Below are 23,225 nucleotides of genomic sequence, written 5' to 3'. Positions count from 1 at the left end.
AGGGGCAAGGAAAGCCTGTCATTCGCGCTTGTGTAAAAAACCGCTGGGTCTTGCGGCAAAGCCACGCTATCACGCCCCCCATGACACACGATCGCCTGACCCAATTGGAAGAAAGCATCGCCCACCTGTCCCGCCAGGTTGAGGAGTTGAACGAGGTTGTCACGCGGCAGGATACCGAATTGTCAAAGATGACCCACCGCGTTCGTATGTTGATGCAACGCGAAGCCGAGCGGGAACAGGCCAATTCCGGTGGCGTGGTCTTGGGCGACGAACGCCCACCGCATTACTGACGCCCGGTTTTCATGACCCAGGGTATTCACCGTGTCGCATTGGTCAACATCTGACACCGACGAAAGCACAGGCAAAGCCCCTGATCGCACTCGAAATCAAAGCTAGGCGCCCATACACCAGCGCATGACCGCTTTCTGCGCGTGAAGCCGGTTCTCGGCCTCGTCAAAGATCACCGATTGCGGGCCGTCCATGACCGCATTGGTCACTTCTTCCTCGCGGTGGGCCGGCAGGCAATGCATGAACAATGCATCCGGTTTGGCATGGGCCATCAGTGCATCGTTGATCTGGTAAGGGCGCAGCAGATTGTGGCGACGTTCCCGCGCCGAGGGCGCGTCGTGCATCGAAACCCATGTATCAGCCACGATCAGATCGGCCCCATCCACCGCCTGCACCGGATCGCGCACGATCTCGATATTGGCACCCTTGGCACGCGCCTCTTGCACAAACACCGTTTCGGGGTCCAACACCTCCGGTCCGGTGAAAGTCACGTCAAACCCAAACTGGCCCGCCGCATGCAGGAACGAGGCACAGACATTGTTGCCGTCCCCCGCCCAGACGACTTTCTTGCCCGCAATTGGCCCGCGATGTTCTTCGTAGGTCAGGATATCCGCCATGATCTGACAGGGGTGCGAACGGTTGGTCAGCCCGTTGATCACCGGCACATCGGCATATTCCGCCATCTCGAGCAGTGTCGCTTCTTCAAAGGTGCGGATCATGATCATGTCGACATAGCGGCTCAGCACGCGGGCAGTGTCGGCCACCGTCTCGCCGTGCCCCAACTGCATTTCCGAGCCAGACAGAACCATCGTCTGCCCACCCATTTGTCGCACACCCACATCGAAGCTGACGCGGGTCCGGGTCGAGGGCTTTTCAAAGATCAGCGCGACCATATGGTCTTTCAGCGGCTGTTCATCGTCCAAAGCCCCTTTGGGCTTGCCTGCGCGGGCTTGCTTGATGCGATGCGCCTCGGACATCATGCTGGTCAGATCGGCTTTGTCGGTTTTGTTGATATCAAGAAAATGCGTCATTGGGTCTGGCCCTCCACAGCCTTCGCAGCGGTTTCAAGGCGGGTGATGGCCTCGGCAATGTCTTCGTCTTCGATGGTCAGGGCGGGCAAGATGCGCAGCACGTTATCCGCCGCTGGCACGCACAGCACACCCGCGCCGTAACAGGCTGTCAGAACATCCGTATTGGGGGCTTTGCATTTCAACCCCAACATTAATCCTGCGCCGCGAACGGCCTCGAACACGTTTGGATGAGCTGCCACCAGTCCTTCCAGCTTTTGTCGCAGCAACCCCGCTTTGCGGTTCACTTCGTTCAAGAATTCCGGATCGGCTATGATGTCGACAACCCGCGCCCCGATCGCACAGGCCAGTGGGTTGCCGCCATAGGTGGATCCATGCGTGCCCGCGACCATGCCGCTGGCAGCGTCTTCTGTTGCCAGAACAGCGCCCAGAGGGAAGCCGCCACCGATACCCTTGGCCACCATCATGATGTCAGGCGTCACGCCGGAATATTCATGTGCAAACAACCGACCCGTCCGGCCCATGCCACACTGCACCTCGTCAAAAATCAAAAGCGCCCCAGCCTCGTCGCAGGCCACACGGATCGCGGTCAACTCGTCATCCGGCACCGGACGAATACCGCCTTCACCCTGCACGGGTTCGATGATGACCGCGGCCACATCCCCACCCGACAGTGCGTTGGTCAGCCCGTCCATATCGCCGAAGGGCAGATGGGTGAAGCCGGGCAGAAGCGGGCCGAAGCCCTTGATCAGCTTTTCGCCCCCCGCGGCCGCAATCCCGGCGGACGACCTGCCATGGAACGAGCCTTCAAAACCAATGATGCGCGTCCGCTCTGGCTGCCCTTTGTCATACCAATGTTTGCGCGCCATTTTTACCGCAAGCTCACACGCTTCGGTGCCTGAATTGGTAAAGAACGCGGTATCCGCGAAGGTCAGATCCACCAACTTGTCTGCAAGTTTCTGCTGCTGCGGAATGGTATAGAGGTTCGACACATGCCACAGTTTTGCACCCTGCTCAGTCAGCGCCTCGACCAACGCCGGATGGGCATGGCCCAGCGCATTCACCGCGATCCCTGCGCCAAGATCCAGATATCGCTCGCCGCCTGCCGTCACAAGCCAGCTGCCTTGGCCATGCTCGAACGCAAGATCAACACGGTTATAGGTTGGAAGAAGCGACGGGATCATGTCGGTATCCTTTATTAAAGAAGCCTTTGGGTGCCGTATGGCGGGCCTCAAGTCAACAATTTCGGAAAGGGCCGCGTCATCGACGCGGGGAACAAACGGGGCAGGCGTCAGGCGCGGATGCGTCGGCGTCGGGTGTCAGCGATATGCGTGCGTTTGATCATGAGGCGGGCTTACGCCAAGGACACGCGGCTGTCCACCCTTTTCAGAACGCCGCCAAACCCTTAAGCGGGTTGAATGGAGACTCGCCCCACCCCGACCCACAACCCGTTGGCGGCAGCAGGTTTCATGCTGCTGGCATCGTCACTGATTGCCGGCACAACGCTGATGGCAAAGCTTGTCGGGCGTGATAGCTTGGGCGACCCTCTGCACCCCTTGCAAATCAGTCATGGACGGTTTCTGTTTGCGTTTCTGGCGATCAGCACGGTGGTCGCGCTCAAACGTCCGGCCCTGCGCAACGCGAATATCCCCTTGCACATCGCCCGATCTGTTGCGGGCTGGACCGGAATTTCCCTGATGTTTGCCGCGGTTGGCTTCATCCCGCTGGCCGACGCCACCGCGATCAGTTTTCTGAACCCGGTCTTCGCCATGGTGTTTGCCATCGTCTTGCTGGGGGAACAGGTGGGACCGTGGCGCTGGATCGCGGCTGCCATCGCGCTGATCGGGGCGGTCGTGCTGATCCGTCCGGGCGCGGACAGCTTTCATCCGGCCGCGTTTCTGGCACTGGCCGCCGCTATGGTCATGGGGTTGGAGATCACGCTGATCAAACGCCTGACCGGTCGGGAAGCCCCGCTGCAAATCCTGTGGATCAATAATGGCATCGGCCTGACGGTGGCAACCATGGCGGTGATCTGGGTCTGGGTGCCCCCCACACCCGCGCAATGGACGGCCCTTGCCGCCCTTGGGTTTATGATGGCATTGGCGCAAACCTGCTTTATCCAATCCATGAGGCGCGCCGATGCAAGCTTTGCCGTGCCGTTTTCCTATGCCACATTGGTTTTCGCTGGTCTGTATGATTTCGGCGTGTTTGGCGTCGTTCCCGTCCCCACCAGCCTGCTTGGGGCTGCGATCATCATCGCGGGCGGCGTGCTTCTGGTCTGGCGGGAAGGACGCAGGGCGGCCTGATGCCGCTTCTGTGCTTGTATCCCCCGGCACTATGACTAAAATAGCCGCTTGTGAATTCACTGGGCCGTTTGGGTAACTCCGCGTCCCGACCCCAAGAACGGGAAGAAATATGTCCTGGACCGACGAGCGCGTTGAAATCCTGAAAAAGATGTGGGGCGAGGGGCAATCCGCCTCGGTCATCGCAAAAGAACTTGGTGGCGTTACCCGCAATGCCGTGATCGGCAAGGTGCATCGCCTTGGCCTGTCGAACCGGTCCGGTGGTGGGTCGAAAGCACCTGCCAAGGAAAAGGCCGCACCAAAAACAGCGGCCAAGGCGAAGACCCCACCGAAAAAAGCGACCCCGAAGAAAGAGGCGGAGCCCGCCTCCAAGCCCGCTGCGGATATCAAACCCATCCCGGCGCGCAAACAGATCATCCCGGCAGGCCAACCCCTGCCGCCGCAACCTTCGGCGAATGAGATCAGCCCCGAGGCGCTGGCCTCGGTGCGCGAAGTCGAAAAGGGCGCGAAAAAACTGAACCTGATGGAGCTGACCGAGCGGACCTGCAAATGGCCCATCGGCGACCCCGCGACCGAGGATTTCTGGTTTTGCGGCCTGACTGTGCAACAGGGCAAACCCTATTGCGAGGCGCATGTGGGCGTAGCGTTCCAGCCGATGTCCTCGCGCCGCGACCGCAAACGGTAAGCCGGGTTCAATACCTTTTCTTAAGCGCGCCTAACCCGGCGCGCTTTTTGTTGCATGGCGACACGGCGCGGTAGTGCTTTCCAAGTTCCGCCATGCAAGCTATATGCGCGCCATGACATATCCAGTGAACCCACCCAAGCTGCGCCCGGACCTTGCCCCGAAAGCCCGGTTTTCCGAGCCGAAACGCGATGGTCAACCCACCATCGGCATGGTCAGCCTTGGCTGCCCCAAGGCGCTCGTCGACAGCGAACGCATTCTGACGCGGCTGCGCGCCGAAGGCTATGCGATCAGCCCGGATTATACCGGCGCGGATGCGGTGATCGTGAACACATGCGGGTTTCTGGATTCGGCCAAAGCGGAAAGCCTTGAGGCCATTGGTGAGGCGTTGAACGAAAACGGCCGTGTCATTGTCACCGGCTGTCTGGGCGCGGAAGAAGACTATATCCGCGGCGCCCATCCCAGCGTTCTGGCCGTCACAGGCCCGCACCAGTATGAACAGGTTCTGGATGCCGTGCACGGCGCGGTGCCGCCCAGCCCCGATCCGTTTGTGGACCTGCTGCCCGCGACCGGCGTATCGTTGACCCCGCGCCATTACAGCTATCTGAAAATTTCCGAGGGCTGCAATCACAAGTGCAAGTTCTGCATCATTCCAGACATGCGCGGCAAACTCGCCAGCCGTCCCGCCCATGCGGTGATCCGCGAGGCGGAAAAGCTGGTCGAGGCCGGCGTGAAAGAACTGCTGGTGATTTCTCAGGATACCTCGGCCTACGGCGTCGACATCAAACATGCCGAGGATCGGGGCCACCGCGCCCATATCACCGACCTGGCGCGCGATCTTGGGGCGCTCGGGGCGTGGGTCAGGCTGCACTATGTCTATCCTTATCCGCATGTGCGCCAGTTGATCCCGCTGATGGCGGACGGGCTGATCCTGCCCTATCTGGATATTCCGTTCCAACACGCCCACCCCGACACGCTGAAACGCATGGCCCGCCCTGCGGCGGCATCAAAAACGCTGGACGAAATCGCAGCGTGGCGCGCGGATTGCCCCGACATCACCCTGCGGTCCACCTTCATCGTCGGCTATCCCGGCGAAACCGAGGCCGAATTCCAGACCCTGCTGGATTGGATGGACGAGGCGCAACTGGATCGCGTCGGCTGCTTCCAATACGAGAACGTCGACGGTGCCCGGTCAAACGACCTGCCCGACCACGTTCCCGCCGAGGTCAAACAAGACCGCTGGGACCGGTTCATGGAGAAGGCGCAGGCGATTTCCGAAGCCAAACTGGCCGCGAAGGTGGGTCAGGTGATGGACGTGATCGTGGACGACATCGACGAAGACGGCATCGCCACCTGCCGCACCAAAGCCGACGCCCCCGAGATTGACGGCAACCTGTTCATTGACGAGGGGACAGAAGGGCTGACGGTCGGCGAGATCGTTCGCGTCGAAGTGGATGAGGCGGGGGAGTATGATTTGTGGGGGCGACTGCCCAAAACCTGAGCGATCTAACCGCACGATAGCACCAAAGTGATCCGATCAAGGCGCATTGTCGTATACTTTAACACGATAGGAGGTGTTAGAGATGCGACTTTTGGCCATCACACTCGCCCTGACGGTGCTGTTTTCCTTCGGGGCCAAAGCACAGGATGTATCAATCGAAGACGTCATTTCGATGCAGATTGATGCCTTCAAAGCAGATGATTTCGACACCGCGTTCACCTATGCGTCGCCCAACATCCGCTCCATGTTTGGCACCGCCGAGAATTTCGGCAGCATGGTGCGTGGAAGCTATCCGATGGTCTGGCGACCCTCAGAGCTCACGTTCCTCGGCCGCGAGGACAAGGGCAATGCCACAATGCAACGCCTAAAGGTTACAGACAGACAGGGAACACCCTTCTGGTTCGTATACGAGATGGTCTTGATCGACGGCCAGTGGCGGATCAATGGCGTGTTTAGGTTGAAATCGCCTGGCCTGACTGCCTGAATTCATCACAGGAACGATGCGTCGGAAGTCTGTTCCTGATAAAGTCATGTGATGATTTCTGCTCGGGAAAGGAGACTACACCATGTCAGAGGCAAAAGAGGTTACTGGCCATTGTCTGTGCGAGAAGGTGAAATTCCGCGCCACTTCAAAGAATCCTACACTTGCGGCCTGTCATTGCGACATGTGCCGTCGGTGGTCGTCTGGTCCATATATTGAGATCACATGCCAAGACGTTTCGTTCGAAGGTGAAAACTACATCGGCACGATCCGTTCATCGGATTGGGCAGAGCGTGGATTTTGCAAGAACTGTGGAACCAACTTGTTTTACCACATCATTGACGCAGACGATTACCTGATGTCTGCGGGTCTGTTGGACGATACATCTGACCTGAGCCTGTCACTTCAGGTGTTCACCGACAGCAAACCCCATTTCTACACGCTGGCAGAAAAGACAAAAATGATGACCGGGGAAGAGGTCTTTGCGGCTTACGCCCCCCCGCAGGACTAACTCTTGGGGCCGTTACAATGACGTTCGGACTTGCGGCTACCCTTCGCGTGACACGCTGAACAATACCCAGCCGTCAATCCGCGCGACCTCTACGCCGCCGGTTTCAGCTTGGAACACGCCCAACCCTTCGTAGTCTTCCGGGCAGGCAACAAGGTCGGCGGTGTGGTCAAGGTATTCGACGGTGGCCGCGCTTTCGCCCACGCGGCGGCATTGGTCGCCGTCGGCGCGGTAGCCATCGCCGAACAGGGGCAAGTCAGTTGCGGGCGGAGAATACACGGTCTTGGTTTCGCAGGCGGTCAACAGGCCAAGGGCGATCAGGGGAACAAGCTGTTTCATCAGGGGTCTCCTTCTGGATTTCCCTGAGTATATCACAGGTTGAAACGCGGTGCGGCAGTTCCTTGCCGCCCCCAGTTTCAGCGGGTCACGCGCCCTGAAGCGGTCTGACTTCGATCTCGCGCTCAGTCCGGGCCTTCATGGCGCGCGCGGCAGCATGGCTGGCGGCAAGCGTGGTGAAATACGGGATCTTGTCCATCAGGGCGACATTGCGCATTTCGCGACTGTCATTCACCGATTGGGTGCCTTCGGTCGTGTTCATAACCAGATGAACCTCGCCGTCCTTCATACGGTCGACGATATTTCGGCCCGGCTCATACACTTTGGCGACCTTCTCGGTTTCCACGCCATTTTCAGACAGGAAAGATGCAGTGCCGCGGGTGGCGAGAATGGTAAAGCCCTGATCTTTCAAAAGCTTGGCAGTTTCGACCAATTGCTCGGTCTTGTCACCTTCCTTGATCGACAAAAACACGTTGCCTTCAGTCGGCAGCATGGACCCTGCCCCAAGCTGGGCCTTCAGGAACGCCATGGCGAAATCCTTGTCCGCCCCCATCACTTCGCCGGTCGAACGCATTTCCGGGCCAAGCAACGTATCCACACCGGGGAAACGGGCGAACGGCAACACGGCTTCCTTAACGGCATAGCTGTCAATCTCGGGGTCCACCAGATCGAACGCATCCAGCTTCTCGCCCGCCATGACACGCGCCGCAATGGACGCAATGGGGGACAGAACCGCCTTGGCCACGAAAGGCACGGTGCGCGAGGCACGTGGGTTCACTTCGATCAGATAGATCTCGTCATCTTTCACGGCGAACTGCACGTTCATCAAACCAACCACGTTCAGCGCCAGCGCCAGCGCCTTGGACTGTTCACGCAGCCCGAGAATGATCTCGGCGCTGAGCGAATAGGGCGGCAACGAACAAGCGCTGTCGCCGGAATGCACGCCTGCTTCTTCGATATGCTGCATGATGCCTGCGACATGCACGTTTTCGCCATCGCACAGGGCATCCACGTCCACTTCGACCGCACCGGACAGATAGCTGTCCAGCAACACCGGGCTGTCACCCGACACCACGACGGCCTCGGCGATGTAGCGTTCCAATTGGGCCATGTCGCGCACGATTTCCATTGCACGACCACCCAGCACATAGGAGGGACGGATCACCAGCGGGAAGCCGATGTCTTCTGCGATTGCCAGCGCTTCGGCGTCGGTCGACGCAATACCGTTCTTCGGCTGTTTCAGATCCAACTGGTTGACCAGCGCCTGAAACCGTTCGCGGTCTTCGGCCAGGTCGATGGCGTCCGGCGTGGTGCCAAGGATCGGGATGCCCTCGGCCTCCAGCGCGTTGGCCAGTTTCAGGGGGGTCTGCCCACCGAACTGAACGATCACACCGTGCAGCGTGCCGTTTTCCAGCTCTTTGGTCAGAATCTCCATCACGTGTTCGAAGGTCAGCGGTTCGAAATACAGCCGGTCCGACGTGTCATAATCGGTCGACACGGTTTCCGGGTTGCAGTTGATCATGATGGTCTCATAGCCCGCGTCGGTCAGCGCAAAACAGGCGTGGCAGCAGCAATAATCAAACTCGATCCCCTGCCCGATCCGGTTTGGACCGCCACCCAGAATGACCACCTTCTTACGGTCGGACGGGCGTGCCTCGCATTCGACCTCGCCCATCATGGGGGCTTCGTAGGTCGAATACATATAGGGGGTCTGGGCTTCAAATTCGGCAGCACACGTGTCGATGCGTTTGAACACGGCGCTCACACCGACCTTGCGGCGCGCGTTACGCACATCGCTTTCCTTGAAGCCCGTCAACTTGGCCAGGCGCGCATCGGTGAAGCCCATCATCTTGAGCTTGCGCAGACCGGCCTGGTCCGACGGCAGGCCGCTTTCCTTGATGGCGGCCTCGGTCTCAATGATCTCGCGGATACGGGCCAGGAACCATGGGTCATACGCCGTGCAGGCCTGAATATCCTCGTTCGACATGCCGAACCGCATGGCCTGCGCGATTTTCAGAATACGGTCGGGACGCTGTTCGGAAATCGCCTTGATGATCGCAGCCTGATCCGGCGCCCCGGGGATGTCAATCTCGTCAAATCCGGTCAGGCCGGTTTCCATCGAGGCCAGCGCCTTTTGCAGGCTTTCGTGAATGGTGCGGCCGATTGACATGACCTCGCCCACCGATTTCATCGCGGTGGTCAGTTCGGGCTTGGCACCGGGAAACTTCTCAAAGGCAAAGCGCGGGATTTTGGTGACGACATAGTCGATGGTCGGTTCAAACGACGCGGGCGTGACCTTGGTGATGTCGTTGTCCAGCTCGTCCAGCGTATAGCCCACCGCCAGTTTCGCCGCGATCTTGGCAATCGGAAAACCGGTCGCTTTGGACGCCAAAGCGGAGGACCGAGACACGCGCGGGTTCATCTCGATCACCACCATGCGACCGTCTTCCGGGTTCACCGCCCATTGCACGTTCGAGCCGCCGGTTTCCACGCCAATCTCGCGCAGTACATTGATCGAATGCGTGCGCATCAACTGATATTCCTTGTCAGTCAATGTCAGCGCAGGAGCGACGGTGATCGAATCGCCCGTATGCACCCCCATCGGGTCCACGTTTTCGATGGAACAGACGATGATGGCGTTGTCAGCGGTGTCGCGCACCACCTCCATCTCGAACTCTTTCCAGCCCAGCAGGCTTTCGTCGATCAGAATCTGGCTGACGGGCGAAGCGTCCAGACCGGTGCGGCAATAATGCTCGTATTCCTCGCGGTTATACGCCACGCCCCCACCGGTGCCACCAAGCGTGAAAGCGGGGCGAATGATTGCGGGCAGCCCGACATAATCAATCGCGTCCAGACATTCCTGCATTGTGTTGGCAATGGTAGCTTTCGGGTTTTCGATGCCCAGTCGGTCCATCGCTTCGCGAAACAACTTGCGATCCTCGGCCATTTCAATGGCGTGACGTTTCGCGCCGATCAATTCGACATTGTATTTATCCAGCACACCCAGATCGTCCAGCTCCAACGCCGTGTTCAAACCGGTCTGACCACCCATCGTCGGCAGCAGCGCATCGGGGCGTTCTTTCTCGATGATCTTGGTGACAACATCTGCGGTGATCGGTTCGATATAGGTCGCATCCGCCATGTCCGGATCGGTCATGATCGTCGCCGGGTTCGAGTTCACAAGGATGACCCGATACCCTTCCTCGCGCAGCGCTTTACATGCCTGAGCGCCCGAATAATCAAACTCGCAGGCTTGCCCGATGATGATAGGCCCCGCGCCGATGATCATGATTGAGTTGATATCGGTTCTTTTTGGCATAATGACCCCCATCAGCAGACTGGATCGCGATCGGGATTCTCACCCGTGCGCAAATTGTCGTGGGTTATAGAGATGGGGGCACTTAGCGCAAGCCCCGAATGGCGATGATTTGCGCCTAGCTTCGCTGACTTTGTCTTACGCAAACAATCAAAATTGATGTGAACAGTAAAACAGCCAGGATAAAATGTAGAAAGACTTGCAGCACAAACGTGGTGCTTTGCTCGGAAAGAACGAAATAAAGCGGTAAGGAATATCCGACCGCAACGGCCGCTATCGTTAAAATTCCCAATCGACGGGATGAGAACTCCAGAATTCCTGGCAGCAGCATCATCGGCAAGATCAGGTAGTGCAACCACCCCAACGGGCTTGTGAACAACAACACCAACGAAGTGGTCAAAAGCCGCGCCCAGACTCGCTTATGGGCTTCTAAGTTGCGACTGACAAAGAAGCAGACAATCAGTCCTGAAAGGAACGTCGCACGGACGGACCAAAGTATCCATTTTGGTTCGGGCCACAGATCGATTCTGAGCGTTTCCAGAGAAAGCGTTCCATTATAAGCCTGCCAAAGCAGCAAGAGTGGCAAATCCATTCCCAGATTGATGCCGCTGACCAAAATGGTTCCTTCAAGCTCTCGGAGTTTGTCCAGAAACTCGGCGTGAAGCGGCCAGCCCGTCATCAAGATGGACAGCCCCCCCAGCATCCCCCCTAAAACTCCGAACCACAGGAGAGCACGCCAATTGCGCTCCATCAAAAAGATAATCGCCAGCAAGGCGGGAGCTACCTTGATCGCAGCAGCCAACGCCAGCCAGCCACCTGCGCCAGCCGGTTTATTTTCGATCAGGTTGCAAAACGCCAACATGATCAAAAATGTTACAAAAATTTGCGGCTGCCCAAGACTAAGAGACAAATGGGAAACGCTGGTTATCAACAGCAGCAACGCAGACACTGCAACCCAGACAGTCGCCAAGACGCGACGGGGCTTCAGCATCCTGAAACCCAGCCAAATCATACCGATGAATGATCCGACATTTATCACCAACACCACCCGCGCAAAAATGTCGAAGCTGACGAATTTGGTGACAGGTGCAAGTATTGCTACCCAGATTGGTGGATAAACATAAGGGGTGACAATTGATATCCCATCGGAAGACAACGCCGCTCGTTCCTGCCATTCAATCGGGATATCATTCCAAAAGAAGTCCCCATCAAGCGGATAGATCAAGTGATACAAACCGTCATCATAGAATGACGCCGCAATATATAGAGATGCGAGATCAATGGGTGCGTTACTACCATTTGCGAAGACCAACACGCTGATCGTCAGAACGATTATGATCGCAATTCTCATTCGTGCCTGATCATTAGAACGTCCGGCTTGTACTGTATTCATTCACGCATGCCCATGTTTACACCGGACGTCTTGCCACAAACCTGTGGCATGTCCGTGTCGACAGTTTTAGTCTCAGCACCTCTTGGAGCAAGTCGGTTTCTTCTGTTGCGAGGACTTTTACTATGGAAATCTCCGCTTCGGCTTGACTTTACCCGCCAAGGCAGGTGTATCGGCGCGATACATATGAACCGCTCGACGGGGGCACCCATGCACGCTTTTCGCAGCCATACTTGCGCTGAACTGAACAAATCGAATGTTGGCGACACGGTTCGCCTGTCTGGTTGGGTCCATCGGGTCCGCGATCACGGCGGCATCCTGTTCATCGACCTCCGCGATCATTACGGCATCACGCAAGTCCTGTGCGACCCCGACAGCCCCGTCTTCGCCGAGATGGAGAAGGTGCGGTCGGAATGGTGCATCCGTATTGACGGCAACGTGAAAGCCCGCGACGCCGATCTGGTGAACGACAAGATCCCGACTGGCGAAATCGAGGTGTTCGTGCGTGACCTCGAAATTCTGGGCGCCTCGGAAGAGCTGCCCCTGATGGTGTTCGGCGATCAGGAATACCCGGAAGAAACGCGGCTGAAATACCGCTTCCTCGACCTGCGCCGCGAGGTGATGCAGGACAACATGAAACTGCGTTCGGACGTTGTCGCCTCGATGCGCAAGCGGATGTGGGAACAGGATTTCCGCGAGTATCAAACTCCGATCATCACGGCCTCCAGCCCCGAAGGTGCGCGCGATTTCCTTGTGCCGTCGCGCCTGCATCCGGGCAAGTTCTATGCGTTGCCGCAGGCCCCGCAGCAGTTCAAACAGCTGATGATGGTGGCGGGCTTTGACAAGTATTTCCAAATCGCGCCGTGTTTCCGAGATGAAGACCCGCGGGCCGACCGGTCGCCGACCGATTTCTATCAATTGGATATGGAAATGTCCTTCGTCACCCAACAGGATGTGTTCGACACGATCCAGCCAGTGCTGAAAGGCGTGTTCGAAGAATTTGGCGGCGGACGCAAGGTCGATCAGGACTGGCCGCAGATTTCTTACAAGGACGCGGCCCTTTGGTATGGCACCGACAAGCCGGACCTGCGCAACCCGATCAAGATGCAGATCGTGTCCGAGCATTTCCGCGGCTCGGGTTTTGCGATCTTTGCGAAATTGCTGGAACAGGACGGCACCGAGATCCGCGCCATTCCTGCGCCAACCGGCGGGTCGCGCAAGTTCTGCGACCGGATGAACAAGTTCGCGCAGGAACAGGGTCTGCCTGGCATGGGCTATATCTTCTGGCGTGAAAAAACCGCAGATGCGGTGGCGCAGGATCTGGGTATCTCGGTCAAGGAAGCGCAGGCCAAGTTGAAATCCGGTGACGTCGAAGGCGGCATGGAAGCCGCCGGACCACTTGCCAAGAATATCGGCCCCGAACGGACCGAGGCGATCCGCCAGCAGCTGGGGCTGGAAGTTGGCGACGCGGCCTTCTTCCTTGGCGGCAAGCCGAAAGCGTTCGAAGGCGTTGCTGGGCGTGCCCGCACCGTGATCGGCGACGAGTTGGGACTGACCGACAAAGACCGTTTTGCTTTCGCATGGATCGTCGATTTCCCCATCTTCCAGATGGACGATGAAGCCGGCAAGCTGGATTTCGACCACAATCCGTTTTCGATGCCGCAAGGCGGGATGGAGGCGTTGGAGGGCGACCCCCTCGCGGTGCGCGGGTATCAGTATGACCTGGCCTGCAACGGCTATGAGTTGGTGTCGGGCGCGATCCGGAACCACAAACCCGAGATCATGTTCAAAGCGTTTGAACTGGCAGGCTATGGCGAGGATGAAGTGCGCAAGCGGTTCGGCGGCATGGTCAACGCGTTCCAATATGGCGCGCCCCCGCACGGTGGTTGTGCCGCTGGTGTGGACCGTATCGTAATGCTGCTGGCCGATCAGGACAACATCCGCGAGGTGGTGATGTTCCCGATGAATCAACGCGCCGAAGATCTGATGATGAACGCACCAAGTGAACCGCAGAATGAACAGCTGCGTGAACTGCATCTGCGCGTCATTCCGCAGGAATAATACAGGCGGGCGCCCGTCGTCCTGCGCAACAGGAAAGGGTGCGTGTGATTAACACGCACCCTTGTTGTTTCAGCGGCAGCTCGCTGAAATCGCACTCTTATCAATTAACCGATTACCGGACGGGTCTCGATCATATCATCTATTGTGTCGTCCTTCCGAGGTCGCGATCAGGCGACAGTCAAAACCAGCGCCGTAGCCAACATGGCCGCGCCAGAGACCAAAACAGTCCAGTCGATCACAGCATTGCCGAACTCTTCATCAGCGAAACGTTTAATCAGGCTTCTCATAATACAACCCTCGTCTTAACACTTTGTTCACCCCGTCTGATGCTTTTTCTGTCATCAGAATTGGGCGGAAATGAGGTCTTGCCCGGCCAATTTCGTGCACGGCGAAGGTATTTTCTGGGCAATGCGGGCTGCCGCTACGTCACCTGTCTGAGCGTAAGTGACCAGGTCAAATCATCGCTTAAAGCGCGCGCCGATGTGCCAGGCGATCCTGCACAAGCCCTTGCACACGCGCCAGATCCGCAACGGTTCCGCGACCGGCCGCGCGAGCCTGCGCCAGCCCCGTCGCGGCGACCTCCAGCGTATTGTCATGGGCACTGCGCGCAAGGCCCCCCAGAAACTGGGCAATGTAGTCCTGCATCGGACCATCCGCACCTTCCCGCATCAATGTAGCGGCGTGGCAAAGATCGTCCTGAAGCGCGATCTGGTCCGGCGCGATGATGTCTTGCGGCAGGGCGCGCGGCGCGACCGGGCCTTCGGCAGGTGGCAGCACCGACAGGATGCTTTGCTGGAACACGGCCAGACTCTCGACGGGCTTGGCCAAAAACCCGTCAGCACCAGCCTGCAACGCCTGGTCGCGGGTGGTTTCATCACCGCTCATCCCCAGAAGAACGGGGACACGCAGAGGATTAGCGGCCAATTGTGCGATCAGATCCGCCCCGCAGCCATCCGGCAGACCCATATCAATAATCACAATCGACGGACGATAAACCCGCAAATGTCGATGCGCGGCACGCAGGCTGTCGGCCCGTCGAATGCGCGCGCCTGACCGCAGGCTCAGCAATCGAATAGCCTCGGACGCAAACCGGCTGTCTTCGACCACAAGCACGGTCAACCCTTGCAACGGGCGCTCGGGGGTCGGGGGGTGTCCCATCATGAATTGTTCAAGATCATCGCTCATCAGCGTTCTCCTTTCCTGGGATCAGCCTGCGCGAGAACTGCCTAACAACTGGTTAATCCTGCAAACGCGGCGTCGCTTTCTTCATACGCGGCACCGCAGCACTTGCCCGAACGCGGCAAGCCCGGCATAACCAACCCGAGATTACTCAGGGAGAGAAGACATGATCGGACGTCTCAATCACGTGGCCATCGCGGTGCCAGACCTTGACGCCGCCGCCGCGCAATACCGCGATACGCTGGGCGCCGATGTTGGTGCCCCGCAGGACGAACCAGACCACGGCGTCACCGTTGTCTTCATCACCCTGCCCAACACCAAGATCGAACTGCTTTATCCGCTGGGTGAGAACTCACCCATCACGGGGTTTCTTGAAAAGAACCCGTCGGGCGGCATCCATCACATTTGTTACGAGGTGGAGGACATCATTGCAGCCCGCGACAGGCTGCAAGCGGCCGGCGCGCGTGTTCTTGGCACCGGAGAGCCGAAAATCGGCGCCCATGGCAAGCCGGTCCTGTTCCTGCATCCCAAGGATTTCAACGGCGCACTGGTCGAACTGGAGCAGGTCTGATGTCCATCACCGCCGCCATCGTCCTTTACGTGGTTATCTGGTTCCTGACCATGTTTGTTGTTCTGCCCATAGGTCTGCGCACACAAGGCGACGAAGGCGAGGTGGTGCGTGGCACCCATGCCGGTGCGCCCGCAAATTTCAAACTGGCGCGCACCATGATTATTGTGACGATCATCGGCACAGTGGTTTGGGCTATTGTCGCGGGAATCATCCTGTCCGGCTGGATTTCGGTCGAGGATATCGACTGGTTCAATCGGTTGGAGGACACAAACTAGCGCGCGTTCAGGCACGCGCCACCGGCACCCGGCCATCAGGGGTCAGCAACCAGACCTCGCGCCGCTCGATCACCACGGCTGACAGGGCTTTACCGTGCCCTGCCCCGGTGTCGATATTCACACGGTTTCCGTAATGCGTCACCTCGTCCACCGGGGTGTGACCGTGGATGATCAGTGGACCGTGATCGGCAGTTGAGGCATGAAATGCGCCGCGAATCCAACACAGATCATCCTCGGTCTGATCCTCAAGCGACACACCGGGGCGAATACCCGCATGGACGAAGCACAGATCGCCATAGCGATACAGAGCAAACAGTTGAGCTAGAAACTGGCGGTGCGCATCGGGCACCGCAACGCGCGCCTTGGGGTGAAGCTGATAAGTGCGAATGCCATCCGGCACCTCGACCCCATAGCTGCCCAAGGTCTCGATCCCACCAATGCCGGGGTGCAGCCAATTATAGTCGATCAATAGCTGCGTATCGACCATAGGGTGGTCGCGCAAAAACATCTCCATCATCCGGTCATGGTTGCCCTTCAGGACGATCCAGTTTTTCCCTTGCGCCAGTCCGTCAATCAGATACGCGATCACGCCCGCACTGTCAGGGCCACGGTCCACCAGATCGCCGATATGGACAATAGGCGCGTCCGCATCACCTGTCCGCTGGCGATCTTCGTCGATCAGCGCATGAGCTGCCCTGAGCAGATCAAGCTGTCCATGAATATCTCCGATCGCATAGGCGCGCATGGGTCTCTCCTGTTTGCGCAGACAGTAACGGGCAGGCCAGAAATGAAAAGCCCCGGCGCTTGGCCGAGGCTTTCCGTTTTTCACTGCCGTTAGATGTCGAAGGCGAGCGGCTTGACCGATTGGAACATCCCTGTCGCCAGCAGGCTTTCCAAAGCCGTTTGCGGAATGGCTTCGTCCAGGTAAAGCAAGGCAATCGCATCGCCGCCAGTGTTTTTCCGACCCAAAGTAAAGTTGGCGATGTTGACACCCTGTTGACCCATCGTCGCCCCCAAGGTGCCGATGATGCCCGGCATATCGTTGTTGGTGGTATACAGCATATGGCTACCGATCTCGGCGTCGATATTGATGCCTTTGATCTGGATGAAACGCGGCTTGCCATCCGAGAACACCGTGCCCGCGATAGACCGCTCGCGCTTTTCCGTGACCACGGTCAGCTTGATATACCCATCGAACGCCCCACCTTTTGCCTGCGTGGTGGTCGAGGTCTTGATGCCGCGATCAGCGGCCACAATGGGGGCAGACACCATGTTAACATCCGGCAGAACAGGCTTCATCAGCCCCGAAAGCACGGCACAATCCAGTGCCTTCAGGTTCATCTCGGATGCGACACCGTCATAAAGGATGTTCACCGCCTTGATCGGCCCCTCGGTCAATTGCCCGACAAATGCACCCAGATGCTCGGCCAGTTTGATCCACGGTCCCATGACCTTGGCTTCCTCGGCGGTGACTGAGGGCATGTTGAGCGCGTTCTGCACGGCCCCGGTCAGCAGGTAATCCGACATCTGCTCGGCCACCTGAAGTGCCACGTTTTCCTGCGCCTCGGTTGTTGCAGCCCCAAGGTGCGGGGTGCAGACCACGTTGGGCAGACCAAACAGAGGGTTCTCGGTTGCGGGTTCCACAGCGAACACATCGAAGGCCGCGCCCGCCACGTGACCCGATTTCAGCAGGTCGGCCAGAGCTTCCTCGTCCACCAGGCCACCACGGGCGCAGTTGATGATGCGAACGCCCTTCTTGGTCTTTTCAAGGTTCTCGCGGCTCAGGATGTTGCGGGTCTGGTCGATCAGCGGAACATGCAGGGTGATGAAATCCGCACGGCGCAGAAGCTCGTCCAACTCGACCTTTTCAACGCCCATCTTGTCGGCCTTCTTCTCGGACAAGAACGGATCATAGGCGATGACCTTCATTTTCAGACCCAGCGCGCGGTCACAAACGATACCGCCAATGTTGCCAGCCCCGATCACGCCCAGCGTCTTGTTGGTCAGCTCGACCCCCATGAACTTGGACTTTTCCCACTTGCCCGCATGGGTCGAGGCGGACGCTTCGGGGATCTGACGGGCCACCGCGAACATCATCGCGATGGCGTGTTCGGCGGTTGTGATCATGTTGCCAAACGGCGTATTCATCACGATCACGCCCTTCTTGGAGGCTGCAACCTTGTCCACATTGTCGGTGCCAATCCCGGCGCGACCAACGACTTTCAGGTTGGTGGCAGCTTCAAGAATCTTGTCAGTCACCTTGGTCGCCGACCGGATGGCAAGTCCGTCATAGTCGCCGATGCGAGCAAGCAAAGCGTCCTTGTCTTTGCCCAGCGCAGGTTCGAAATCAACATCGATGCCGCGATCACGGAAAATCTGAACGGCGGTTTCCGACAGCTTGTCGGAGACGAGTACTTTGGGGGCCATCTGTCTGGTCCTTTTCACAAAGATGTAGGGGGAAGCCCCGCGCATCGGTGCGCCGGGCAGGTATCTTATTGGGCTGCAATCTCGGCGTTGAAGGCCCAGTCGAGCCACGGCATCAAGGCGTCGACATCTGACGTCTCAACCGTGCCACCACACCAGATGCGCAGGCCGGGAGGGGCATCACGATAGGCACCGACATCCAGCGCCACACCTTCTGCTTCCAACCGTTTCGCAACGGACTTGGCAAAAGCCGCTCCGTCCTTGATGCGGTCATCGGTGAACTTCAGGCAGACCGAGGTGTTCGACAGCGTCGCCGGGTCATGGGCCAGGAAGTCGATCCAATCCCGCATCTCGACAAAATCCGCGATCGCCTTAGTGTTTGCATCCGCACGATGGATCAAACCCGCAAGCCCGCCAACCGAGCGCGCCCAATCCAGCGCGAACAAATAATCCTCGACCGCCAGCATGGACGGTGTGTTGATGGTCGCGCCGGTAAAGATGCCCTCGATCAGCTTGCCGCCCTTGGTCAGGCGGAAAATCTTCGGTAGCGGCCATGCGGGGGTATAGCTTTCCAAACGCTCCACTGCGCGCGGGGACAGGATCAGCATGCCATGTGCCGCCTCGCCGCCCAGAACTTTCTGCCAGCTAAACGTGGTCACATCCAGCTTGTCCCACGGCAGGTCCATTGCGAACGCAGCGGAAGTCGCGTCGCAAATGGTCAGCCCCTCGCGGTCTGTCGGGATCCAGTCACCATTCGGAACCCGCACCCCTGAGGTGGTGCCGTTCCATGTGAACACGACATCATTCGTGAAATCGACCGAAGTCAGGTCAGGCAACTCACCGTAATCGGCAGTCTTGGCAACAGCCTCCAGTTTCAACTGTTTGGTCACATCCGTAACCCAACCCGCGCCGAAACTTTCCCAAGCCAGCACCTCGACCCCGCGCGCGCCCAGAAGCGACCACAGCGCCATTTCCACTGCTCCGGTGTCCGAGGCAGGCACGATCCCGATCTTGTAATCGGCGGGGATGCCCAGAACCTCGCGCGTGCCTTCGATGGCGGCTTGCAGCTTGTCCTTGCCGACAGTCGCGCGATGCGAACGGCCAAGGGCGGCGTCCGACAAGGCATCCAGTGTCCATGTGGGGGGTTTGGCGCAGGGGCCAGATGAAAAGCGCGGATTGGCCGGCCGCGTCGCCGGTTGAGCAATATCAGTCATGATACCCTTCCAGATATAAGCCCCTCGTTGGGGAGGGGTGTCCCACGGATCGGACTAAGGGGGGAAACGCGCTGGCACAAGATGGAAAATGTCGCTATAGCCGCGCCGAGCGTCGGAAAATGACGCCGAATGTCTACGATCGGAAACTTTAGCATGTTCATCGCCACGCTGCTGACTGCCCCCACCCAACCCCATCTTGATGCCGCTCTCGTTGAAAGCCTGCGCAATGCCTGGGGTGGCGGCGATGCCGATTGGCTGTCCCCGGACGAAGCCGCCGAGTTTCCCTTGCGCCAGATGCCCTCGAACCTCTGGGAGGTCTGGGAAGACCTGCAATCGCTGGGGGTCGATCTGGTCGTCCAGCCGATGGACGGGCGGCGCAAACGCATGCTTCTGGCGGATATGGATTCGACCATGATCCAGCAGGAATGCATCGACGAATTGGCAGACGAAGCCGGGGTCGGCGACCGCGTCAAGGACATCACCGCCCGTGCGATGAATGGCGAACTGGACTTCGATGGCGCCTTGACCGAACGAGTGAAGTTGCTGGAAGGTCTGCCCGAAACAGTCATCGGAAAAGTGCTGGACACACGCATCACTCTAACGCCGGGCGGGCAGGCACTCTTGGCCACGATGAAAGCCGGCGGGGCTTATGCCGCACTGGTATCAGGCGGGTTCACCGCATTCACAACCCATGTCGCGGACAGCCTCGGCTTTGACGAGCACCGCGCCAACAGGTTGCTGATTGAAGATGGCAAGCTGACTGGCAAGGTTGGTCTGCCCATTTTGGGTCGCGACGCGAAAGTGGCCGCGCTGGAAGAGATTTCGGCCCAGCTTGGCCTGATCCATGACGAGGTGATGGCGGTCGGCGACGGGGCCAACGATTTGGGTATGTTGGAACTGGCCGGCGCAGGCGTGGCCCTGCACGCCAAACCCTCAGTCGCGGCCCAATGTGACATTCGCATCAATCACGGCGACCTGACCGCGCTTCTCTATATACAAGGCTACGCCAAGGCTGACTTCGCAGGTGTTTGAACTGACGACTGAAATCACGCTGCTGTTGATTTGTGCGGCCTTTGTTGCCGGGTTCGTGGATGCAATCGCAGGCGGTGGCGGGCTGATCACCCTGCCTGCGCTCCTGCTGGCCGGGGTGCCACCCGTCACGGCGCTCGCGACTAATAAAATTCAAGGGCTGTTCGGCGCGGGGATGGCGGCCATCACCTATGCGCGTGCCGGGCATGTGAACCTGCGACGGCAATTGAAGCCGGCTGTCCTGTCTTTCTTCGCAGCTCTCTTTGGCGCGCTTTCGGTCAACGCGCTGCCCACCGACCTGATTCGGTGGATCCTGCCTGTTCTTCTGGTTGCGATCGCGCTTTTCTTCGCTCTGAAACCGGGGCTAGACGACACCGACCGCCACCAAAGGCTCACCCCTGCCGTTTTCTCGCTAACCTTCGTGCCGCTGATCGGATTTTACGATGGGCTGCTTGGCCCGGGCACCGGCGCGTTCTTCATGTTGGCCTTTGTCGCCATGGCGGGTCACGGCATCCTGCGCGCCACGGCGCACACAAAACTCCTGAATTTCGCCTCGAATGTCGGAGGGTTAGCCGGCTTCCTGATCGTGCTCTCACCGCTTTGGGCCATCGGGCTTGCGATGGGCGCAGCCCAGATCGCGGGGGCTTATCTTGGCTCCAGCCTTGCCTCGCGGATCGGCGCCCGATTAATCAAACCGCTTCTGGTCATCGCCTCGACTGCCATGGCGCTGAAACTTATAACAGACCTTCTTTAACCCGTTGCTTCTTCTGGCCTAAAATATCCTGGGGTGAATTGGCGCAGCCAAGAGGGGCAACGCCCCTCACGCCCTCAGCAATGCCGCACTCGGCCGGATTTCGCCGGCATCCTGCCCCGCGCGGCTCTTCACCACCGGGTTCATTCGCTTCTTCACCATCGGATCGTCTGCATCCAACACACCCAAACTCACAAGGATCGTCGCAATCGCGCATTCCGACGCGCGCTCTGCCCCATCCATAATCTTCAGCGCCACGCCAAGCTCCTGCTCTGGCAGGATCGCGACAAAAAAGGCCTCCGCCCCGGTTTTCAGCGCAACCTTGCCCTTTGCCGCGCGCATCAACTCGGTGCACGCGCGGGTTTCGCCAGCCACCAGGTCCGGGTGCAACATCATCGCCTCGCGCAGTCGGACCGCCGCTCGCTGACGCGTGTCACCTCCGGGCTTGGCCCCGGCAAACGCCCCCATCGCACGCCCCATCCCTGCAAGGGTCGCGGCAAAATTCGGGGCTGAACAACCATCAATGCCGAAGCCGGGACTGGTTTCCCCCGTTATCTCTTCAAATGCAGCCTTGACCGCCTGCTGCACCGGATGGTCCAGATCGACATAATCCGCCCCGCCCCCCAGATGACGGCTGAGCGTCAGAAAGCCCGCATGTTTGCCTGAACAGTTGTTGTGAATCCGACAGGGGCTTGCATCCGCCTTGATCAGTTCGGTCCGGGTCTCGCGATCATCGGGCATCTGCGGCCCGCATAGCAGATCATCATTGCCAAGCCCCATATCCGACAGCCAGCGTGTCACGCGATCGGTATGGATCGCCGCCCCCTGATGGCTGGCGCAAGACAGCGCCAGTTGCTCGGTGGTCAGCCCGGCCGCATCCGCCGCGCCGCTTTCCACCAGTGGCAAAGCCTGCAACATCTTGGCCGAGGAGCGTGGCAAAATGACCTGATCGGGATCGCCCCAGCCATCCACGATGTCGCCCTTGGCGTTGCAAATGACAGCATGGCCATGGTGTTGGCTTTCAAGGACATCGCCACGCCAAACTTCGACAAGACGCTCTGAGTGACCCATTGGTTGCTCCTTTCGAAACGAAACGCGCGAAAAACCGCCGCAGGGGGGTTTTATTACTCGCACATTTCGCGTTAAGCTTTAGAAACAGACTTGGAAACGACCCAAGCGCAACAGTCAAGGGCCGCGGCAGACGGTTGGGACACGCAAGGGCTTGAGGCAGAAGCAGCTGGAGGCTGTGTTAGACATGAAACGAATGATTTCAGGCGCGATTTGCGCACTGGGCCTGTCGCTGGCGGCGACGGGTGTTTTCGCTCAGGAAAGCTCGAACCGGGTCGCTGCAAACACCGATTGGAGTGTGTTTGTCGAAGACAACCCGACAGAATGTTGGAGCGTTTCGAGTCCGAAAGAAACCGTGAACACAAGAAACGGGCGTTCGGTTGCGGTGAAACGCGGCGATATACTGCTGTTCGTCAGCTACCGCCCCACCGCGAAGGTAAACGGCGAAGTGTCGTTCACCGGCGGCTATCCGTTCGCACCGGGATCCACCGTATCGCTTGTGATTGGCGATGCGACCTTTCAACTGTTCACGGATGGCGAATGGGCCTGGTCGGCGTCGAAGGACGATGACGCCAAGATCATTGCAGCCATGAAACGTGGCGCAAGTGCGGTTGCGAACGCAGAAAGCGCGCGTGGGACCAAAACACAGGATACATTCAGCCTGCTTGGATTCACCGCCGCCGTTGAAGAAGCTGGAAAACGCTGCGGCAGTTAAGCCGTCTGGTCTTCACGACATTCTGACACGCCATGGGGCATTCCATGGCGTGACAATCAGCGTTTGGTCCATTATAGACTGCCGGCTTGCACAGAATGGAACGCA

22 protein-coding genes are annotated in these 23,225 nt (G+C 58.7%); 12 read left to right on the top strand and 10 right to left on the bottom strand.

The genetic code is table 11. From position 1 onward, the window contains the following. Positions 1–95: 95 nt before the first annotated feature. Positions 96–290 carry a SlyX family protein gene (locus tag AC13C8_RS19595; protein ID WP_091432637.1) on the top strand — a complete coding sequence of 65 codons (195 nt, stop codon included), beginning with the start codon at positions 96–98 and terminating at the stop codon, positions 288–290. Between the two features lie 102 nt (positions 291–392). Here AC13C8_RS19595 and argF read toward each other — a convergent pair whose 3' ends face one another. Together argF and AC13C8_RS19585 are read right to left on the bottom strand one after the other, a co-directional pair. Further along, positions 393–1,319 (bottom strand): ornithine carbamoyltransferase, encoded by a 927-nt coding sequence (gene argF / locus AC13C8_RS19590; protein WP_091431482.1) that lies wholly within the window; start codon positions 1,317–1,319, stop codon positions 393–395. Then, the gene (locus tag AC13C8_RS19585) at positions 1,316–2,500 is read right to left on the bottom strand and encodes an acetylornithine transaminase (protein WP_482848778.1); all 1,185 of its coding nucleotides are present in this window, start codon (positions 2,498–2,500) and stop codon (positions 1,316–1,318) included. Before AC13C8_RS19585 ends, argF begins: the two co-directional genes overlap by 4 nt. Before the next feature lie 234 nt (positions 2,501–2,734). On the opposite strand from AC13C8_RS19585, the gene AC13C8_RS19580 reads away from it, so the two are divergent. The 5 genes from AC13C8_RS19580 to AC13C8_RS19560 all read left to right on the top strand — a co-directional run bounded on the left by AC13C8_RS19580 (position 2,735) and on the right by AC13C8_RS19560 (position 6,794). Next, positions 2,735–3,622 carry a DMT family transporter gene (locus AC13C8_RS19580; RefSeq protein ID WP_091431485.1) on the top strand — a complete coding sequence of 296 codons (888 nt, stop codon included), beginning with the start codon at positions 2,735–2,737 and terminating at the stop codon, positions 3,620–3,622. 109 nt (positions 3,623–3,731) lie between these two features. Beyond that, entirely contained in the window at positions 3,732–4,304 is a 573-nt protein-coding gene (locus AC13C8_RS19575; RefSeq protein WP_091431487.1) for a GcrA family cell cycle regulator, read from the top strand. 112 nt (positions 4,305–4,416) lie between these two features. Further along, a complete protein-coding gene (rimO, locus tag AC13C8_RS19570; RefSeq protein ID WP_482848777.1) occupies positions 4,417–5,802 on the top strand; it encodes a 30S ribosomal protein S12 methylthiotransferase RimO in 1,386 nt (461 codons plus the stop codon). 82 nt (positions 5,803–5,884) lie between these two features. Next, complete coding sequence (locus AC13C8_RS19565; RefSeq protein WP_482848776.1) at positions 5,885–6,286, top strand: DUF4864 domain-containing protein; 402 nt, start codon at positions 5,885–5,887, stop codon at positions 6,284–6,286. A gap of 82 nt (positions 6,287–6,368) precedes the next feature. Then, entirely contained in the window at positions 6,369–6,794 is a 426-nt protein-coding gene (locus AC13C8_RS19560; RefSeq protein WP_247037256.1) for a GFA family protein, read from the top strand. Between the two features lie 36 nt (positions 6,795–6,830). On the opposite strand, the gene AC13C8_RS19555 is transcribed toward AC13C8_RS19560, so the two are convergent. The 3 genes from AC13C8_RS19555 to AC13C8_RS19545 all read right to left on the bottom strand — a co-directional run bounded on the left by AC13C8_RS19555 (position 6,831) and on the right by AC13C8_RS19545 (position 11,836). Next, entirely contained in the window at positions 6,831–7,130 is a 300-nt protein-coding gene (locus AC13C8_RS19555) for a hypothetical protein (RefSeq protein ID WP_482848775.1), read from the bottom strand. Positions 7,131–7,215: 85 nt separating this feature from the next. Then, positions 7,216–10,446, bottom strand: a complete 3,231-nt coding sequence (gene carB, locus AC13C8_RS19550; protein WP_482848774.1) for a carbamoyl-phosphate synthase large subunit — start codon at positions 10,444–10,446, stop codon at positions 7,216–7,218. Between the two features lie 115 nt (positions 10,447–10,561). Then, positions 10,562–11,836, bottom strand: a complete 1,275-nt coding sequence (locus tag AC13C8_RS19545) for a glycosyltransferase family 87 protein (protein WP_091431492.1) — start codon at positions 11,834–11,836, stop codon at positions 10,562–10,564. A gap of 207 nt (positions 11,837–12,043) precedes the next feature. Between AC13C8_RS19545 and aspS the strand changes: the two genes are divergently transcribed. Then, a complete protein-coding gene (gene aspS, locus AC13C8_RS19540; protein WP_482848773.1) occupies positions 12,044–13,894 on the top strand; it encodes an aspartate--tRNA ligase in 1,851 nt (616 codons plus the stop codon). A gap of 465 nt (positions 13,895–14,359) precedes the next feature. Here aspS and AC13C8_RS19535 read toward each other — a convergent pair whose 3' ends face one another. Continuing rightward, positions 14,360–15,079: a response regulator transcription factor gene (locus AC13C8_RS19535; RefSeq protein WP_091431494.1), complete on the bottom strand. Its 720-nt coding sequence runs from the start codon at positions 15,077–15,079 to the stop codon at positions 14,360–14,362. 160 nt (positions 15,080–15,239) lie between these two features. Between AC13C8_RS19535 and mce the strand changes: the two genes are divergently transcribed. Then, a complete protein-coding gene (gene mce, locus AC13C8_RS19530) occupies positions 15,240–15,644 on the top strand; it encodes a methylmalonyl-CoA epimerase (protein WP_091431496.1) in 405 nt (134 codons plus the stop codon). Then, the gene (locus AC13C8_RS19525) at positions 15,644–15,919 is read left to right on the top strand and encodes a DUF1467 family protein (protein WP_091431497.1); all 276 of its coding nucleotides are present in this window, start codon (positions 15,644–15,646) and stop codon (positions 15,917–15,919) included. The genes mce and AC13C8_RS19525 overlap by 1 nt, the downstream gene beginning before the upstream one ends. A gap of 7 nt (positions 15,920–15,926) precedes the next feature. Here AC13C8_RS19525 and AC13C8_RS19520 read toward each other — a convergent pair whose 3' ends face one another. From AC13C8_RS19520 to AC13C8_RS19510, 3 genes are all read right to left on the bottom strand, one after another. Further along, positions 15,927–16,664, bottom strand: coding sequence for a metallophosphoesterase (locus AC13C8_RS19520; RefSeq protein ID WP_482848772.1), 738 nt, complete (start codon positions 16,662–16,664; stop codon positions 15,927–15,929). 89 nt (positions 16,665–16,753) lie between these two features. Then, entirely contained in the window at positions 16,754–18,346 is a 1,593-nt protein-coding gene (gene serA / locus AC13C8_RS19515) for a phosphoglycerate dehydrogenase (protein ID WP_091432646.1), read from the bottom strand. Positions 18,347–18,411: 65 nt separating this feature from the next. After that, positions 18,412–19,557: a phosphoserine transaminase gene (locus tag AC13C8_RS19510; RefSeq protein WP_482848771.1), complete on the bottom strand. Its 1,146-nt coding sequence runs from the start codon at positions 19,555–19,557 to the stop codon at positions 18,412–18,414. A 153-nt stretch (positions 19,558–19,710) separates the two neighbouring features. Between AC13C8_RS19510 and serB the strand changes: the two genes are divergently transcribed. Further along, entirely contained in the window at positions 19,711–20,589 is an 879-nt protein-coding gene (gene serB, locus AC13C8_RS19505) for a phosphoserine phosphatase SerB (RefSeq protein ID WP_091431502.1), read from the top strand. Beyond that, on the top strand, positions 20,582–21,340 hold the full coding sequence (locus tag AC13C8_RS19500) for a TSUP family transporter (RefSeq protein WP_482848770.1): 759 nt from the start codon (positions 20,582–20,584) through the stop codon (positions 21,338–21,340). The genes serB and AC13C8_RS19500 overlap by 8 nt, the downstream gene beginning before the upstream one ends. A 66-nt stretch (positions 21,341–21,406) precedes the next feature. Here AC13C8_RS19500 and AC13C8_RS19495 read toward each other — a convergent pair whose 3' ends face one another. Next, a complete protein-coding gene (locus AC13C8_RS19495) occupies positions 21,407–22,408 on the bottom strand; it encodes an asparaginase (protein WP_091431506.1) in 1,002 nt (333 codons plus the stop codon). A gap of 184 nt (positions 22,409–22,592) precedes the next feature. Here AC13C8_RS19495 and AC13C8_RS19490 point away from each other — a divergent pair, with 184 nt between their 5' ends. Then, positions 22,593–23,120, top strand: coding sequence for an invasion associated locus B family protein (locus AC13C8_RS19490; RefSeq protein WP_091431508.1), 528 nt, complete (start codon positions 22,593–22,595; stop codon positions 23,118–23,120). Positions 23,121–23,225: the final 105 nt, after the last annotated feature.

It is taken from the genome of Aliiroseovarius sp. B-4 (assembly GCF_056857795.1).
This window is presented reverse-complemented; position numbering and strand designations above follow the sequence as displayed.